Source organism: Sulfurimonas sp. hsl 1-7, assembly GCF_030577135.1.
In the GTDB taxonomy this organism is placed as follows: Bacteria; Campylobacterota; Campylobacteria; order Campylobacterales; family Sulfurimonadaceae; genus Sulfurimonas; species Sulfurimonas microaerophilus.
On sequence record NZ_JAUIRR010000002.1, the window covers coordinates 46,797 to 65,069 of the forward strand.

At 36.3% G+C, this 18,273-nt stretch carries 18 protein-coding genes; 2 read left to right on the forward strand and 16 right to left on the reverse strand.

Features of this window, described 5'->3' with window-relative positions; all coding sequences use genetic code 11:
* Positions 1-7 precede the first annotated feature (7 nt).
* From hisC to ilvC, 13 genes are all read right to left on the reverse strand, one after another.
* Complete coding sequence (gene hisC / locus QWY88_RS03825; RefSeq protein WP_304544265.1) at positions 8-1,102, reverse strand: histidinol-phosphate transaminase; 1,095 nt, start codon at positions 1,100-1,102, stop codon at positions 8-10.
* A complete protein-coding gene (gene pheA, locus QWY88_RS03830) occupies positions 1,099-2,184 on the reverse strand; it encodes a prephenate dehydratase (RefSeq protein WP_304544267.1) in 1,086 nt (361 codons plus the stop codon). Before pheA ends, hisC begins: the two co-directional genes overlap by 4 nt.
* A complete protein-coding gene (locus QWY88_RS03835) occupies positions 2,181-2,972 on the reverse strand; it encodes an HAD-IIA family hydrolase (protein WP_304544269.1) in 792 nt (263 codons plus the stop codon). The genes pheA and QWY88_RS03835 overlap by 4 nt, the downstream gene beginning before the upstream one ends.
* 13 nt (positions 2,973-2,985) lie before the next feature.
* Entirely contained in the window at positions 2,986-4,197 is a 1,212-nt protein-coding gene (gene lysA / locus QWY88_RS03840; protein ID WP_304544271.1) for a diaminopimelate decarboxylase, read from the reverse strand.
* Positions 4,198-4,259: 62 nt separating this feature from the next.
* Positions 4,260-5,330 carry an LptF/LptG family permease gene (locus tag QWY88_RS03845; protein WP_304544273.1) on the reverse strand — a complete coding sequence of 357 codons (1,071 nt, stop codon included), beginning with the start codon at positions 5,328-5,330 and terminating at the stop codon, positions 4,260-4,262.
* Positions 5,324-5,896 carry an aminoacyl-tRNA hydrolase gene (pth, locus tag QWY88_RS03850; RefSeq protein ID WP_304544275.1) on the reverse strand — a complete coding sequence of 191 codons (573 nt, stop codon included), beginning with the start codon at positions 5,894-5,896 and terminating at the stop codon, positions 5,324-5,326. The genes QWY88_RS03845 and pth overlap by 7 nt, the downstream gene beginning before the upstream one ends.
* Before the next feature lie 13 nt (positions 5,897-5,909).
* The gene (locus tag QWY88_RS03855) at positions 5,910-6,446 is read right to left on the reverse strand and encodes a 50S ribosomal protein L25/general stress protein Ctc (protein ID WP_304544277.1); all 537 of its coding nucleotides are present in this window, start codon (positions 6,444-6,446) and stop codon (positions 5,910-5,912) included.
* 59 nt (positions 6,447-6,505) lie between these two features.
* Positions 6,506-7,699, reverse strand: coding sequence for a type IV pilus twitching motility protein PilT (locus QWY88_RS03860; RefSeq protein ID WP_304544279.1), 1,194 nt, complete (start codon positions 7,697-7,699; stop codon positions 6,506-6,508).
* Positions 7,696-8,676, reverse strand: a complete 981-nt coding sequence (locus QWY88_RS03865) for a transaldolase (RefSeq protein WP_304544281.1) — start codon at positions 8,674-8,676, stop codon at positions 7,696-7,698. The genes QWY88_RS03860 and QWY88_RS03865 overlap by 4 nt, the downstream gene beginning before the upstream one ends.
* A 69-nt stretch (positions 8,677-8,745) precedes the next feature.
* Positions 8,746-9,684: an aminodeoxychorismate synthase component I gene (locus tag QWY88_RS03870; RefSeq protein WP_304544282.1), complete on the reverse strand. Its 939-nt coding sequence runs from the start codon at positions 9,682-9,684 to the stop codon at positions 8,746-8,748.
* 7 nt (positions 9,685-9,691) lie between these two features.
* Positions 9,692-10,567, reverse strand: coding sequence for an aspartate carbamoyltransferase catalytic subunit (locus QWY88_RS03875; protein ID WP_304544284.1), 876 nt, complete (start codon positions 10,565-10,567; stop codon positions 9,692-9,694).
* 40 nt (positions 10,568-10,607) lie between these two features.
* Complete coding sequence (gene bioD, locus QWY88_RS03880; protein ID WP_304544286.1) at positions 10,608-11,255, reverse strand: dethiobiotin synthase; 648 nt, start codon at positions 11,253-11,255, stop codon at positions 10,608-10,610.
* Positions 11,256-11,412: 157 nt separating this feature from the next.
* Positions 11,413-12,435: a ketol-acid reductoisomerase gene (ilvC, locus tag QWY88_RS03885; RefSeq protein ID WP_304544288.1), complete on the reverse strand. Its 1,023-nt coding sequence runs from the start codon at positions 12,433-12,435 to the stop codon at positions 11,413-11,415.
* A 158-nt stretch (positions 12,436-12,593) separates the two neighbouring features.
* On the opposite strand from ilvC, the gene QWY88_RS03890 reads away from it, so the two are divergent.
* Positions 12,594-13,247, forward strand: coding sequence for a hypothetical protein (locus tag QWY88_RS03890; RefSeq protein WP_304544290.1), 654 nt, complete (start codon positions 12,594-12,596; stop codon positions 13,245-13,247).
* Positions 13,247-13,972, forward strand: coding sequence for a hypothetical protein (locus tag QWY88_RS03895; RefSeq protein WP_304544292.1), 726 nt, complete (start codon positions 13,247-13,249; stop codon positions 13,970-13,972). Before QWY88_RS03890 ends, QWY88_RS03895 begins: the two co-directional genes overlap by 1 nt.
* A gap of 3 nt (positions 13,973-13,975) precedes the next feature.
* Here the strand turns inward: QWY88_RS03895 and QWY88_RS03900 are convergent, their stop codons facing one another.
* From QWY88_RS03900 to mnmE, 3 genes are all read right to left on the reverse strand, one after another.
* On the reverse strand, positions 13,976-16,480 hold the full coding sequence (locus QWY88_RS03900) for a bifunctional diguanylate cyclase/phosphodiesterase (RefSeq protein ID WP_304544294.1): 2,505 nt from the start codon (positions 16,478-16,480) through the stop codon (positions 13,976-13,978).
* A 70-nt stretch (positions 16,481-16,550) separates the two neighbouring features.
* The gene (ruvX, locus tag QWY88_RS03905) at positions 16,551-16,940 is read right to left on the reverse strand and encodes a Holliday junction resolvase RuvX (protein ID WP_304544296.1); all 390 of its coding nucleotides are present in this window, start codon (positions 16,938-16,940) and stop codon (positions 16,551-16,553) included.
* Positions 16,941-18,272, reverse strand: a complete 1,332-nt coding sequence (gene mnmE / locus QWY88_RS03910; protein WP_304544298.1) for a tRNA uridine-5-carboxymethylaminomethyl(34) synthesis GTPase MnmE — start codon at positions 18,270-18,272, stop codon at positions 16,941-16,943.
* Position 18,273 lies beyond the last annotated feature (1 nt).

The following is an 18,273-nucleotide window of genomic DNA, read 5'->3' on the forward strand; positions in this document are numbered from 1 at the left end:
ACATCACCTATAAATATTGTTTTGCAAGTTCAAAAAATTTATCATTTTGCTCACTTGTTCCAACTGTTACACGTATAGCATTCATTCCGTAACCTGCTAAATCCCTTACAATCATTCCACGACGAAGTAGATCATCTGCTAATTTTGTTGAATTTTGGTTCTCATTGAGACATAAAGTAACGAAATTTGTATAACTCTCAATTATATCTAGTTTTTGTTCATTTGCAAACTCTTTATAACGTTTCATCTGCTCAAAATTTAAAGCGATACTTTTGTTAACAAACTCTTCATCCTCTAATGCAACAGAAGCAGCTTCCAGAGATAACGTAGTGATGTTAAACGGTGGACGCAGCTTATAGAGTTCATTGATGATAAGTTCATCAGCCACCCCGTATCCTGTACGCATTCCGCCTAGACCGTATGCTTTTGAAAAAGTTCCCAAATAGATAACATTTTTAAACTTTTCAACCAACTCTTTAGGCTCAACAGCTTTCTTCTCATCAGCAGCTTTTGCATACTCCATGTATGCACCGTCAACAACAACTAGAGTATCTTCATCGATCTTCTCTAAAAATGCCATCATATCTGCCGCATCAATCGCATCACCCGTTGGATTGTTCGGTGTACATAAGAAAATAATTGATGGATTTTCTTTCTTGTAAAGCTCATAAAATTCATCAAGGTTATGCTTTTGTGAAGCAGTTTTAATAATTTGTGCCCCTACGTGTTTTGCATAGATCTCATACATAGCGAATGTTACACTGTTTACTAAAACTTTCGTATTTTCATCCGCCTTTGCATGGATAACGAACTCAATAACCTGGTCACTTCCGCTACCGATAATGATATTCTTTTGTTCTACATCAAAGCGCTTTGCAAGACCCGCTTTTAACTTGATCATAGAATCATCCGGATATAAAGCCATATTTTTTACGATCTTACTTACTGCATCCTGCACTTTTTGTGAACACCCTAAAGGGTTTTCATTTGATGCAAGTTTTACGATATCTTTTGGTTCTATACCAAACTCACGTACAACTAATTCTATAGGCTTTCCAGCCTCATACGTTTTTATACTTTCTAGATGTTTATTAAATTTCAATTTTCACCCTTTGCATATGATCCTAGCCATGTAACTTCGCTAGCATGTTTATCTATAACTTTTTTAATTCGTTCTTCATCTATATGACCGTAAAAGTCTATATAGAACCAATATCCAAAACCACCGTCTTTATCTATCGACGGACGCGATTCTATCTTAGAGAGGTTAATCTTCTCTTCATCAAAATCTTGTAAAAAATGAACAAGTGAACCGGCTTCTACGGCATCTTTTAAACGTACCAATATAGAAGTTTTGTCATCGTTACTTATTCCGTTTTTAAAATCACTTAGAATAATAAAGCGAGTTGTATTTTCAGCTTCATCTTCAATGTTTTCAAAGAGTACCGGGACACCGTAAAGTTTTGCCGCTATGTGAGAACATATTGCCGCCGCACTTGGATCTTCTGCTGCTAAAATCGCAGCTTTTGCAGTTGATTCTACGGGAATCAGCTCAATATCGTTAAAGCCGTGTTCACTTAAAAAGTCACGGCACTGTCCAAAACCTTTATCTTTTGAGTAGATCTTTTTAATATCTTCAAGTTTATGAGCCTTTGTTGCAAACGCAACATGGATCGGCATATAAAGTTCTGAAACTATTTTCATAGGTGACTTTGAAAGCAGATCAAGGGTTTCACCCACAATTCCGTCACGAGAATTCTCAATCGGTACAACTCCAAACTTTGCACGTCCCGCTTCAATAGTTTTAAATACAGACTCGATAGAGTTAAGAGAAAGATACTCACTCATTGCACCAAAACGGCTCTCTGCCGCTTGATGGGTAAAACTCCCTTCAGGTCCAAGATATGCAATACGTTCAGGAAGCTCCAAATTACGAGAAACTGCAAAGATCTCTAAAAATATAGCTTCAATTGCAGCTTTATTTAAGATCCCGTTTTGCTCTTCACTTAATTTGCTTAAACGCTCAATAATAGCTTTTTCACGTTCAGGCCTATAGATTGCACCGCCTGTATCTGCTTTAATCTCACCTACACGTTCTACAACTTTCATACGTTTGTTTAAAAGTTCTAAAAGTTCGGTATCTATCGCATCTATCGCTACTCTACAATCATCTAAAGTTTTCATTTTCTCTCCAAATTATGCTTGTCTAAAATATCTTGCATATTTTTATAGATAAAATCAGGTCGTAAATTTTCATCTAAAAAAGGCACTATCTCTTCGGCTGTTTGATACTTTCCGCTTGTTACAAAAACTGTTTTCATCCCAAGCTCTTTTGCACCGCCAAGATCACCTTTTACGTCATCACTGATAATTTCGATATTTTCAAACTTAGCTGAACTCTCTTGCTCTTGTAATCTACGTAACGATTCATTGTAAAAAGCGGTACTTGGTTTTCCGACAACCTCATACGACGAGCTTGTAGCAAACTCTAACATTTTAAGCACTGCTCCGACACCCGGATATCTTTTGCCATTTTTTGCATAGATAGATGTTTCATGCATCCCGACAAGTTTCGCACCCTGAAGTAAAAACTCTATCATCTGTGCATACTCATCAGCACTAAAATCCTCTTTGATCGCGACCAAAACTGTTTTAGGTTTTTCATAATCGAGTGTATATCCCATAGATACAAGAGTATTTAAAAACTCCTGTGCTCCATATGCAGCAACCGCTTCTTTTTCAACTTTTTCTTCAAGGAGCATCAAAGGATCAAGATACTTGTCAAATCCAAACGCAAACCCTATTGATAGCAGATAATTATAAAAATCCGTAGAAGCTTTTTTTGTATTGTTCGTGATAACCATATACGGTATTTGATTCGTGTTGAGATAGTTAATAAACTCTCTGCTGCCCTCTATAGGCGATTTATCACTATCACTAATCAAAGTCCCTTGAACATCTATAAAATACAATATTTTCTCTTCCCTAGTCTTCTAAAAACTCTTTTTCAAGAGCAATTAGATCTTCAAAACTCTCTCTACGGCGAATAAGTCTTGCTTTTCCACCTTCAACAGCAACCTCTGCACTTCTGCCACGTGTATTGTAGTTACTTCCCATACCAAAACCATATGCACCTGCCGATTTCACAACAAGCAGATCGTTATGATTTAACGGCGGTAAGTTATAATCTTTCGCAAAGAAGTCACCACTCTCACATACCGGCCCTACGATATCTACAGCTCTTTCATCTTCAGTATTATCAGTAATTGCTTCGATTCCATGATATGCATTGTAAAGTGATGGACGTAGTAAGTCATTCATTGCACCGTCAACCACTACAAATTTTTTCTCACCATTTTGTTTTTCATAAAGTACTTTTGTTAAGAAGTATCCGGCATTAGCAGTTAAGAAACGTCCCGGCTCACAAAGGATAGTCATATCCATCGCCGTTAAAGTTCCTAAAATAGCCTGTGCATAATCGTACGGTTTAATAGTAACTTCATCTTTGTATTGAACACCAAGTCCGCCACCGATATCAAAAAATTTCAGTTCAATATCAAGTGCTTGTAGTGAACGCACTAAGTCAGCTACAATCTCAGCCGATTCACGGATAGGATCAAGTTCTGTAAGTTGTGAACCGATATGGAAGTGAATACCAACCGGATCTAGGTTTTCAGAATTTTTTGCCTTGATGTACATTCTTTTTGCAGAATTAAGATCAACACCAAACTTGTTGTCGTGAAGTCCCGTTGAGATGTACGGGTGTGTTTTTGGATCAATATTTGGATTTACTCTGATACTGATACGCGCTTGTTTCCCTAACTCACGTGCGACAAGTTCAACACGTCCAAGTTCCGCTTCACTCTCAAGATTGATGTAAAGGATATCTTTTTCAATCGCTTCACGAATCTCGTCATCAGTTTTACCAACACCTGAGAAGATGATTTTGTACGGAGCAATACCTGCTAATAATGCACGACGAACCTCACCGATCGATACACAATCAGCTCCACTTCCCATTTTTGCAAAATGTTTTACTACGCTTAAATTTGAGTTTGCTTTTACAGCATATGCTATTATAGATTTTCTTCCACGAAAAGCTTCTTTAAGTTCATCGAACTGTTCTTTCATGTAGTCAAAATCGTACACATAAAGAGGCGTCTGATATTCATTCGCCAAAGATTTAAAATCGATCATAAAAATGTCCCAATCTCTTTATAAATTTTTAACGATTTTATCCAAAATGTGCTTATAAGTGCCTAAGTTGACAAACGATGTTTTTTCCACAGCCACAAGGCTATGAAAAGGAGTATGGAAATAGGCCCGATCAGACCTACTTCACTAGATATGGTTTTGTGGTTTGAAAGCTCGATCAACATAAAGAGTAATCCCCATACCAACAGTGTTGAAAGTATAGCTCCAAAAGAGAATAACGACACATTTAGAAAACGGACACTAATAGGGACTAAAAAGAAAATAATTACGATCAATATCGGTGCAAAAAACGGGTAAATAAAGATCCTGTATAGTGCACCTCGGATATTACTCGTTTCAACCCCTTGAGAACTTAAAAGTTTGTACGCTTCAAATGCATCGGAAATTGTAAAATCAACCTGTCCCAGATAAACCTGATCAAGCATCTTGGGTCTAAACTCTTCAAGAATTTTAAGATCTTTTTCCTCGGTAACACTGATCCCCGTTGAGCCGAAACTCAAATCATCAGGTTTTGTAATTACATCTGCATCTTTAATACGCCAAAAGTTATCTTCATAACGGGCCTCTTTAGCCGTTAAAATAGACTTTAGTGAACCATTGTTCACCTCAAATACTCTAATACCGAGAGCCTTTTCCTGAATAGGTAAAAGTTTTGAGAAGTAGATATATTGCCCTTTATGTATAAAGAACAGATCCCGGCTGGGGTTAAGATATTTTCCATGAACACGGATATTGTAGGCATACTCTTGTGCACGTGAAAACTTTGTAAAAGCATGTAAAGATATGAATAAAAATATGATTAACGATGCTACAACGACAAATGGTTTGAGTGCATCAACCCGTGAATATCCCAATGAGTACAAAGATACTAAAGCGTTTGATCGAATGAGGTAGATCTTAGTTGCTATCATTCCAAAAACAAGTGAAATCGGCAAAAGCATATCAATGGCAAAAAAAGTTTTGTACACAAGGTAAATTAACACAAGATTGGCTGATTTTGAGAGTGCATCAGCATTTCCCATATAGTCAAAACCAACCATAAAAAGCACTAGTGCAAGAAGGATAACTGAAAAATATTTGAGATAGTGGAGTGCTATGTACTTATAGGCTAACAAGGTGAACCTTTCTTAGCATACTGTGAACTTGTATCTTCTAGAGAGTTTTTGAGTAAAAACTCTATTGCATCTGCAGCGTGGCCTATCCACTCATCTAAATGCTCTTGTTCTTTAGGTGAAAAATCACTTAAAACGTAAGAAGCAACCTCCCCTTTATGTTCTGGTTTGCCTATTCCCATTCTAACTCGTGCATACTCACGTGAGATATGAGCATCAATCGATTTTAATCCATTATGACCACCGTGACCGCCGCCGAATTTAAAACGGAGTGTTCCAAAAGGGAGATCTAAATCATCATGTATTACAACAACTTCATCTATTTTATAAAAGTTCTTTACTTTTACAACAGATTCACCTGAAAGGTTCATATATGTAAGTGGTTTTAATAAAAAATGATTTTCTAAAGAAACAGGGTTTTGAAATTTAAAGAGTTCACCTTTAAAATTTGAAGAGGATTGTGTAGAAGCACTCAGTCTTTTTCTGAGCTCATCAATTACCATAAAACCAATATTATGGCGTGTTTTTTCATAGTCGGATCCAGGGTTTCCTAGTCCGACTATAAGCATAATAAGGGGTTCCTTATTTAGCTTTGATCACACTTAGAACCGCAACACGGTCAGCGTCTGTGAAAGTTACATTTTCGATTGCTGGAAGGTCACGAATAAGTCTTGCATCACCAACATCCATAGGAGTTACGTCAACAACGATTTCATTTGGTAAATCTTCGATTTTAGCTTTTACACGAAGACGTGGTTTAGAAATGAAAACCATACCTTTATTTTTAAGACCAACAGCATCACCTTGTGCTACAACTGGAACCATGTAGTGTGTTTCAACACCTGGTTGAGCTACCATTAGATCAACGTGTAATAGTTTACCTGTAACTGCGTGAGACTCATATGATTGAACAACAACATTCATCTCATTTCCACCAACTTTTACTGGGAATGCAATAGATTCTTTGTTGCGAACAGCACGGATATATTCATTTTCTTTGAATGCAGCGTTGATATTTTCAACACCTTTTCCGTAAATATTTGCAATTAGATAACCATCACGGCGAAGTGCTTTAACACTTTTCTTACCAGTACTCTCTCTAACTATACCTTCTAACATATGAAGTCCTTAATTTTAAAATAGGCGGAATTATACCTAAAATTGAATTAAATTTTACTTTAAGACTTTAGATCAAAGACATCATCATCCATAGTGATCTCATGCGTTTCACCCATAGCATTGTGATTATTGCTCGAGATTTTTCCACTCATGAGTCCTGAAATTTTAAGTTCAAGGTCAGATGCACTCGTTGCATAATCGAGTGCAGCCTCTTTTGTAATGACACCTTCATTGTAAAGGTCTAAAATCCCTTGATCGAAACTTTGCGATTTATAGTGATCTTTTCCTGCCTCAATTGCATCGCGGATTTCAACATCTCTGTTTTCCATAATCAATGTTTCAATAAGTGGCGTACGCACGAGAATTTCTAATGCTGCACGTCTTCCCCCATCTTTTGCAGGGACCAGACGTTGAGAAATAACACCTTGGATAACCCCTGCCAGCGATATACGGACACGGTTTTGCTCATCAGTCGGGAACTGTGCAATAATACGGTTGATAGTTTCTTTTGCATCAAGTGTATGCAGTGTCGAGAAAACCAAGTGTCCCGTATCTGCAGCGTGAAGTGCCAAGTTGATAGTTTCTCTATCCCTCATCTCCCCAACAAGAATAATATCGGGGTCTTCACGAAGTGCAGCACGAAGTGCATTTGAAAAAGAGATCGTATCTTGTCCAACTGAACGTTGATTGATAATACACCCTCTATCTTTATGGACGAACTCAATCGGATCCTCAATCGTAATAACGTGTTTTTTCTTATTTAGATTGAGTTCATTAATAAGTGCAGCAAGTGTTGTTGACTTACCCGAACCTGTAACACCTGTTACAAGAACAAGACCACGCTCTTTTTTTGTAAACATTCTTACAATTTCAGGTAGGTGGAGTTCTTCCAAACTTGGAATACGTACCGGAATAACCCTGAATACTGCAGAAACTCCATCCATTTGAAAAAAGATATTTACACGGAAACGGTTATTCTCATCAAACGGATAAACAAGGTCAAGCTCTTTCTTCTCGACAAACTCCGCGAATCTCCCTTTGAGTAACTCTTTTGCGAATGTAAGAGCATCCTCTTTTGATAAGATTCCACCCGAAAACTGTTTAATCTCACCGTTTATTCTTGCACGTATTACGGAATTGGCTTTTATGTGGAGGTCACTTCCTCCAACTTCAATCATCTTTTTAAGATGGACTCGTATTTTTTTTAACTGCTCAAACGTTAGTTTGCTTACATCTACTTCATTCTTATTCATAATGCCTCCAATATTTCCTGAAATGCGTCTTTAAATGCTTCTAAACCATCTTCGATCTGCTGTGTTAAAACAGTATCTAAATCTAACCCGATAGCAGCTATTTTATCAAAATGTGCTTGAATTGTTTTTGATTCAAGAGGAAGAGCTTTTTCTTTCGAACCATTTTCATAGTATGCTTTGATTGTTTCTATCGGTGCAGTATTTACACTGTTATAAGCAAGAAGTTTTTCAACATAATAATGTGCTGGAAGAGAGTCGTCTTTTACCCCGGTACTTGCAAATAACGTACGACATCCCGGTACTTGCATCGCTTCGATCTCATTATAGATATCTGCTGAATTATAGATACCGCTAAGAGCCACCTCTATCCCATGTTCTTTGAGATATTTATCAATAGCTCTGTCAACACGAGAAACAAAAATACTGATTACAGTATCTACTTTAGAGCCATATTTCTCACCACCTTTTTTAAATGCCTCGGCACACTCTATCGCTTGAGATTTTTTAAAAATAAGTGTTGCATTAACGGGGATACCTTCTGATGTAAGAGCTTCCATAGCTTCATATCCGGCATCGGTAGCAGGAACTTTAATCATTACATTTGGACGTTCTATTGCAGCGAAAAGTCTTTTTCCCTCTTCAATTGTTGCTTCAGTATCATCACATAAATGGGGATCAACTTCAATACTTACATAACCGTCATCACCTTTATCGTAAAGTGGTCTCATAATATCAGCAGCTTTTTGGATATCGTAAATAGCAACTGCTTCATATTTTTGTTTTGGTTCTAGATCTTCTAATGCTTCTAGTTGTGAAAGGTATGCAGGTGAATTTAGGATGGCATTTTTAAATATAGCAGGATTTGAAGTCGCTCCGTTAATGATCTTGGCATCGATCAACTCTTGAAATTCATTATCTAAAAAATCTCTTTCGATAAAGTCAGCCCAAAGTGAAAATTTCAAATCCTCTATGTACATATAAAAAGCCCTTTTAATATTTTTTGACTCTATTATAACCCAATATTTCTAAAACTCCTATAGAAATTCTTAAGGAAGATAAATTTTATCTAACATCTCTTGATACTCTGAGTGTACATCACTATCAAGAGTTATCCCCCCTCCACTTTTATAAAGGTAACCATTCGCTGTTTTTTCAATGAAACGGATCATCACACCGCTGTCGAAACTTTTCCCGTCAAACATACCGAAAACTCCGGTAAAATGACCTCTGTTATAGCTTTCTATTTTTTCAATTAACTCTACGGTACTTTTTTTCGGTGTCCCGCTAATACTACCTGCAGGTAACAAGGCTTCTAGAATATCCCCAATCCTCTCTTGCCAGTTCTCTTCTACTATTCCGCTTATATGAGAACTTACTTGTAAAAGATTTTTCTCCCCTGCAACAATCTCATCGATATAGCGGAACTTCTCCACTTTCACATCTTTTGCAACAATCGAGAGATCATTTCGCAGCAGATCAACTATCATTATATGTTCAGCCATCTCTTTTTCGTTTGCAAGTATCTTCTCTTTAGCTTCTTTTATTGAAGCATCTATCGTCCCTTTCATAGGAAATGTTGCAATTTTATTGTTTTTAATTTGTATAAACTTCTCCGGTGAGAAACAAACAAACTGATCTTTATATCGTAATTTATAATGCGCATTTGCAACGCTATAGATCTCTTGAAGCGTTAAGTCAACTGAGATGGGTGTTGGCTGTGTTAAGTTAAGAATGTAAGTATTACCCGCTTTGATATTTTCGATCACTTGATCAAATTTTACTTTGTAATTCGCAAAATCTATGGGTTGTTTTTGTAAAAAATGGGGATGTTGTTTGTAGATGTAGTTTTCATCGATTGCAAACTCTATATCGTTTTGCTTTAATGTTTCTAAAGAGAAAACTTCTACGTTTTCCCCTTTAAAATCGCTTATAAATAAAAAAGGTTCACCCCTTTTCCCATAAGCATTCAACTCTTGAAATGACATTAATGTTCTATTTGTCAGCGATCAGTTTTTTGAGTATTGCCATACGGATATTTACACCGTTACTTACCTGCTTCAGTACTTTACATCTTGGATCATCAAGCATTGCATCTGAGATATCTATATTTCTGTGAACCGGTCCAGGGTGTAAAAGGATAATATCACGATCACCCACTAGCTCTTCTGTGATGCAGAAGTCACTCGCATAATCTTTTAAAGATGCATAGTTTTGTGAAGAGTGGCGCTCTGTCTGAGTGCGCAGTGACATAATTGCATCCACTTCATCGATAATATCTTTTAAATGGTGTGTTGAACGTAAATCTGTTTTAGGTAAAAATTGCGGTGGAGCTACTAAGATAACTTCCATTCCAAAACGTGTAAGAAGCTCAATATTTGAATTTGCAACACGGGAACTTTTAATATCACCTACGATAGCTATCTTTTTCCCTTTTACATCACCGAAATGCTCCGTTAAAGTATAAAGATCAAGTAAAGCCTGAGACGGGTGAGCATGTGCACCGTCACCTGCGTTTAAAATAGAAGCTTTTGTATGATTTGAAAGTATTTTTGGTACACCTGCATTTTGATGACGAACAATGATCGCATGAGGCCCCATTGAGTCAAGATTCATTGCAGTATCTACAAGTGTTTCACCTTTTTTTGTTGAAGATTTTGCAACATCTAGATGTACAACTTCAGCACCTAAACGCTTTGCAGCAATCTCAAAAGAGCTTTTCGTACGTGTTGAGTTTTCAAAAAAGAGAGTGATTATTATCTTATCTTTTAAGATTCGCTCAAACCTTCCATCACTAAACTTTTTAGCATCTGCTAAAAGTGCTTTTATCTCATCTACACTAAAGTCATCTGTACGGATTAAGTGGCTCATTCTCTCCCTTTTTCACTCATTTTAAGTGGTGCAATTATAGCTAAATCTCTACTATTTTAGCAACAACTTTTTCTATCTCTACCGTTGTAAAAAGATCAAAATCTCTCTTTTGAAAGTATGGTAAAGAGATCTTTTTAAAACTTTTACTCTCTTCATCTCGACAGTTAAATACCACTTCGTTTTTTATACCCATGTCATCCAAAGCTTTTTTATTAACTAAAGTATCACTGATACACCCAAGGGAACAATGAGTTACCAGTATCGCCTGTGCATCGAATATTTTAATAAGATCAATCATCATTATCTTCTCATCAACAGGGACAAATAAACCGCCCGCACCTTCGATCAGTAAGATATCACACATCGCCTCTTGCTGATGAATAGCTTCCTCTATCTTTTTATAATCAATAGAGGTAAAGTTAGATGCAATTACCGGAGCAGCGGGAAGTTCATAAGAGATAGGGACGATATCGTCAACATCTAACGACCATGCGAGTGGATTAACTTGTTTTAAAAGTTCCAAAAGTGCATCACCGTCTGGATATACACCATCTTTTACACCTGTTTCGATAGGTTTAATGACACCTACCTTATAACCCTGACTTGCAAACTCTTGCATCAAAAGTTTAGTTGTATATGTCTTACCGATATCTGTATTTGTCGCTGTTATAAAAATTCTTTTTGCCACAATAATCACTTTGTATTAATTTCAAAAATTATAACGAAAGAAATTAAAAAATAAATTGTGCAAAAACGAAAAGAGTGATGTAAATTCAAGGAGTCTAACGAGGAAGCCTACTTCTAGTAGGTGACGAGTGTAACGACGCAGAAGTTGCGTCGCTATTTTAGTTTTTGCTAGTGTCTACGATTTTGTTTGCTTTGATCCAAGGCATCATTTCACGAAGTCTCTCACCAGTTTGCTCTAGTGGATGTGCTTTAAGGTTATTTCTCTCAGCATTCATTCTTGGGTATCCTGCTTGACCTTCTAAGATGAAGTCTTTAGCGAATTGACCGTTTTGAATCTCTTTAAGAACTTGTCTCATAGCCTCTTTAGACTCTTCGTTGATAACACGTGGTCCAGAAACCATGTCACCGTACTCAGCAGTGTTAGAGATAGAGTATCTCATATCAGCGATACCACCTTCGAAGATTAAATCAACGATAAGTTTCATCTCGTGTAAACACTCGAAGTATGCCATCTCAGCAGGGTAACCAGCTTCAGTTAAAGTTTCAAAACCAGCTTGGATAAGTGCAGAAACACCACCACAAAGAACTGCTTGCTCACCGAAAAGGTCAGTCTCAGTTTCATCTTTGAAAGTTGTTTCAATGATACCTGTACGTCCACCACCGATAGCAGAAGCATAAGAAAGAGCTAATTCTTTAGTAGCGTTGCTTGGGTTTTGACCGATAGCGATAAGGTCAGGAATACCGCCACCTTTAACAAATTCACTTCTTACAGTGTGACCTGGAGCTTTTGGAGCTACCATCATTACGTTGATATCAGCAGCCGGATTAACTCTTCCGTAGTGGATTGAGAAACCGTGACCAAATGCAATAGTAGCACCAGATTTTAAGTTTGGAGCGATTTCGTTTGCATAGATCTCAGCTTGATTTTCATCTGGTAAAAGGATCATAACAACATCTGCTTTTGCAGTTGCGTCAGCAACAGTTAAAACTTCAAATCCTTTTGCTGCAGCTTTATCCCAAGAGCTTCCACCCTTTCTTAAACCAACAACAACGTTTACACCGCTATCTCTTAAGTTTTCAGCGTGTGCATGACCTTGAGAACCGAAACCGATCATCGCAACAGTTTTACTTTTAATGATGTTAATATCACAATCTTTGTCATAATATACGTTTAATGCCATTATATTTCCCTTGACTTTAAGAGTTGTCTCTTAAAAAATTTGTCGCATTATACTAAAAATATGGTAAAACTTTTATTAGAGTAAACTTAGTTTTATTTTTAATTTTATCGGTTTAATATCATAACTTGTATAATGCTAAAAAAATTAATGGGGTCAACATGAAAAAATTCAACCTTTTTAAAGAGATCATTATAGTAAACAAACAGGAGTTACTCAATGCTGTCAACTCACAAAAAGAGTTTGCGATCACCACAAAGGGTGAGATAGTTTTTACTCCACTTGCAGACAAAGTAGCCGTTATCTACATTGGACAACATGTTCCAAAACCTGCAAATTCACTTATGCCTCCACAACCTACAACTCTTGCTGAAATTTTAGGACAAAACTATCAAGTAGTTGAAGATGAAGACAGAGTACTCATTAAAGCATTTTCAAACTGGCAGAATTTAATCTCTGCAAATGTGATCAGAGCATCATATGATGATACTACTGGTGACGGTGTAGGAGAGTTTTCAAATAAAGAGCTTGAGACTATGGGCTGGCACGCTACAGAGTTTAATATTTCGTATAGAGAACTTGTTGAACTGATCGAAGAGCAATGTGACGGTATTTTACTTTGTATTGAACAAGAGGAGCCACAGTACCAATTTAGCGGACTCGGTTTTATAGAAAATGACGAACAAGCACAAAAAATAGTTTTTGATTTTTGTCAAACAAGGATTAAAAAGATGATTGCAGAAGATGAACTCTATGCTGCAGACAATCTTTCAGATGACGAAGAGGAAGCTGCTCAGTTTTTTAAAGCTCTTTAATGATACCTGTAAAAATAGAACATAAATTTCGCGGTAAAATATATCTGCCAAACAACAGATATGCTAAAGATATTTTCTTTAGAGTCAAACAAGCATATGCTAACCATCAACAGATGGGTGTGCATCTGCTTTTTAACCAACACAAACTCAGAAAACTAAGCTCTTACCAAAAAGGTGGAGCCAAAAGTGAACTTGAAAATATAGATCTTTACATAGAACTAGGAAAAATCCTCGAGTTTGATACAACAGATGCACAAAAATTAAAAAATTCAATTCTTCTTACAAACGATTATGCCCACTCCCATTTTAATATTACAAAACGTTTGAAACTTATAAGTGGAAATCACAAAAAGAATCTAAAAAACTCTTACCTCTTTTGGGATATTGAAAACTTCTCGGCAATCTCATCAATATTTTCAGAGATTATAGAACCGTATGATATTAAAGATAAAGATATCTATCTTGCTGCCAATCCTGATTCACTCTATCTAAAACGTGCCGAATGGGAGGCAAATCTTTATGACTACGGAAAAACGCTGAACTCATTTAATTTTATTAAGTGTGATCATGGGAAAAATGTAGCTGATGATCTTCTGCTGGAAAACTACAAACAACTAAATATCAAAAATGCAAATATATTTCTACTCACATTTGATCGGGAATTAAAAGAGAGGTTTCTAGAGGCTATAGATAAACACTCAAATCTTTATATAATGGAAAAATAAGAGTTATATTAACTCTTTTGGTTCTCCTAGATAATATCCCTGAACATAATCTACACCCAGCTCTTTTACTACATCAAACACCTCTTTAGAGTGTACATACTCGGCAACAATTTTTTTATTTAATTTTTTTGCAAACCCAATAATAGTCTCTGCAATAATTCTTGCATTTTTATCTTTATGTATGTTTTTGATAAGGGAACCGTCTATTTTCATAAAATCTGAACGGATATTTGTTATATATTCAAAATTCGCATATCCGCTGCCAAAATCATCTATCGCTATTTTCGCATTATGTGCATACACCTCATCTACAAAATCAAGTACCGCTTGAACATCTTGAAATTCATGTGTTTCAAGGATCTCGATAGTAAGTTGTTCCGCGATCCCATACTCTTTAATTTTCTCAAAAAGGAATTTTTTGATCTTTTCACTTGCTATATCACTGAAATCAAAATTGATACTGAACTTCAGATCGTTTTTACTAAAAAAGGAGAATGTTTGTTCAATCATTGTCAAAGTAATCTTCTCATATAATCGTATCTTACGACTTATTTCTAGAAACTGACAAGGTAAAAGAATCGTTCCATCCGGTTTTTTCAATCGAACTAAGGCCTCATATTTTCTTGTTTCTAAGGTATTGACATCTACAATAGGTTGATAATAAGGGATTACATTTCCCGATACTAAGGCATTTTTGATGAGATTTGCCATCTTAACATTATACTCATACTGCTGTGCCAGCTTAAGATCTTCATTAAAGAGCATAAAGCTTTTACCTTGGTTTTTTGCAAGTTTAAGCGTCATGTCGGCGTTTACTAAACCTGTCTTATTTGTATTTATAATAGCTCCGGCAATCGTTATTCCGATATGTATATGATGTTCATTAAAATAATACTCTCTGTTTTCAATTGCAGCTATTAACTCCTTAATATTGTTTTCAATAACAGTTTTATGATTTTTAACATCTAAAATCATCGCAAATTCATCTGAAGGAAGTTTATAGGCCCTTGAATTATGTTCACGTGCAAACTGTTGCAGTACTGCACCTATTTTTTTAAGAACTTCGTCCCCTACCTGATATCCGTAGAAGTCATTAATTGTAGTAAAATCATCTATATTGATCAGCAATAAAACTTGCCCTACATGCTTTTCCAATGCATTGATAAGACTTATACGGTTAGGGAGTCCCGTGAGTTGATTAATATAAGCCTGTTGAAATATATATGTAGAATTTTCCCGGACACGCTGTTCTAAATGCTCATTAAGATCTGCGAGTTCATTAGAGACGGTATTTGCTAAATTTGCTAGAACATGCTGTGTATTGATGATCTCTGTTCTGTCAAAACTTTCATCTTGCAGTATAACATGATGATCAATTTGATGGCACGTTTCAGATAATGCAATAAAAGTCATCGTTTCATTTAAGAGTTGGTTTTTATTTTGAAAATGAAAAAATTCCCCGTAAGTGAAAAAACCTGAGCTGCTTCCCAATTTAGCAAGTGTTTCTAATTCATGTGTAATATAATTCTCTAAAAATCTTCTGCGTGCCATACAAGAGTAGATAAATACGGCTTCAGCTTGACACATGTTTTGATTTGCAAACGAATGTATAGCGTATGTACCGTTGTTGAGAATTGCATCTATATCACCGACACCAAAAGAGACCATATCGTACTCATCAATATTCCCTGCAAATGTCATAGAGCCGTCATCATGTTTTACTAACGGTGCTCTTCCCAAAGAGATCTCATCTTTTTCAAATATAAGAGGAAACTCAATACCGATCTGAGGGAGTTTATTTGCCAACTCCTGCCCCATATATTTTGCGTATACATCTACAACCGGTAAACCGTCAAGTTCATATACTCTGTTGTTGACAGCTTTTGTAACTCTCATTTTCTTACCGATCGGTTTCCAATCAAAGAGATAACTTGTTGCTACGTTTAAATTAGGGTTTATCAACCCCACACCGACAGCCCCTGAGTTTGTTATTTCATAGTTGTCAAAAACATATGTCTCTTTTAACTCACCGTTATCTCCGGACAACCCACCGGCTAAAACTGCATTTGGGACTACTGCTTCTATCCCTTTAACAAAATCTTCGCCGTTTGTATTTATCCCGTCTGCAAAACTTATGAGTGCTTTTAAATCTTCGTCTTGGATGTAAGAGGCTAAAAGTTTACCCGCGTCATAGATACAATGCTCACATTCGGCATACTTGATAAGTTTTGCTTGTAGTTTTGTAGATTCAAAGATAGAAAAAGAAGCTACATTTTTTGATTTATAATATACCGTACTTGAATCAATTACACCGTCTGTCGTAGTTCCTATTAAAACACAAGAGGGTAGTTTTTTTTGAATATATTTTTGAACACTCTTTATAAATATTAAATCAGTGCATGAACAGAACAACTGTATAAGCAGTTGTTTACTATCTTCAATACTGTTTTCATTAATAAAAAGTTCTAGCTCTTCAATAGTACTAAATGGTAGATTGATATTTTTCATCTAATCATTCTAGTATCATTTAGCTTAATAATTCTTTTCTATTTAAAATTGTTATCTTTTATCGAGCCTGTTAATTTGAAGACAGATACCTCTGCAATATAATCATAGCTGAGATAGAATCAACACGACCATCTCTAATATAACGCATGTCACCCTTCATTAAATCTTCGGCTTCAAGAGAGCTGTTTGCTTCATCTTGGAAGAACACTTCACCTTCAAACTCTACAAGATTTAAAAAATGCTCTATCCGTCTTCGCATCTCATCTTCACTGCTGCCACCTAGCGGGATACCTACAACCAGAGCCTCAGCTTCCCACTCTTGAAGTACGTTTTTAAGTTCATTTGCAGCTTGATTTCTATTTTTTCGGATGATTGCAGGAAGCGGTGTAACGATATCTTTATGAGCCGAATAGGCTAAACCTATCCTTTTAAGCCCAAGATCTATTGCAATATATTTCAACTATTTTCCTAAACAAAATGAGCCGAACATCTTATCTAACATCTCATCATTTTCAAACGGTCGTGTAATACTTGCCATCGCTTTTACAGCTTCGTTAAGATGAAATGAAAAAATTTCCAACTCTTGATCCTCTAGAGGGAAGAATGCTTCATCGATATTTTTCATTGTCTCTTCTACAGCAGCTATTTGTCTTTGTGAGATCAGCATTATCTCTTCACTGCTGTTTGAGCGGTCCATTATGTTCTCTAGTTTTTTAATTAGAGGAGTTACATCATCTTTAGAGTTGAGTTCTATATCAAAATCTAAGGAAACATCGAGTTTCGTTTCCAAGTCAATCTTGTTTTTAATACTGATTTGTTGCTTTTTAGTTTTTTCCAAAAGTGAGATGATCTGCTTATCTTCTTCATCCAACTCTCTTGAGTTATCAAAAACAGAAACAACAATGTCGCTTTGCTCAATTGCTTCTAAACTTCTTTGTATCCCTATCTTTTCAATCTCATCACTTGCATCACGGATTCCTGCCGTATCTACGATACGGATTAGGTGTGTACCTATCTTCACCTGTTCTTCGATCGTATCACGAGTAGTTCCGGCTATGTCACTTACAATGGCACGGTTGTAGTTCAATAAACCGTTTAAAAGTGAACTCTTTCCAACATTGGGTTTTCCTACAATTGCCACACGGAATCCCTGCATTAAACCTGCACGTGATTTTGAAGCCTGTAATGTACGCTCTAGTTGTTTTTTAAGACCCTCTAGTTTTGCTTTTATCTGCTCTACAAGATCTTCTGGGAGATCCTCTTCCGCATAGTCGATACTCACTTCCGAATATGCCAATATATGTATAATCTCATCTCGAACATTTTCGATAAACTCTTTTAAAGAACCTTTTACCTGTTTAGCTAAAATCTTTGCAGCATCTTCACTTTTTGCTTCAATAAGTTGGGAGATAGCTTCCGCTTCTGAGAGATCGATTCTACCGTTAAAGAATGCACGTTTAGAAAATTCACCTGCATTTGCAACGCGGGCTCCTGCATCTAAACAGCTTTGTAGAATTGATTGTGCAACAATATATCCGCCGTGACATTGGATCTCAACAACATCTTCACCTGTAAAAGAGTGTGGATTTTTAAAATAGATGATGATCGTCTCATCTATCAATTCGTTATTTTTATCATATACGTTTGTGAGTGTTGCGTATCTCGGAGAAAAGTTTTCTTTTTGTGAAAGTGTTTTTGCGATGCTCAGTGCTTTATCACCACTGAGTCTTATAATTGCGATCGAGCCTATGCCATTTGCAGTGGCAATAGCTACTATAGTATCATTATCCATT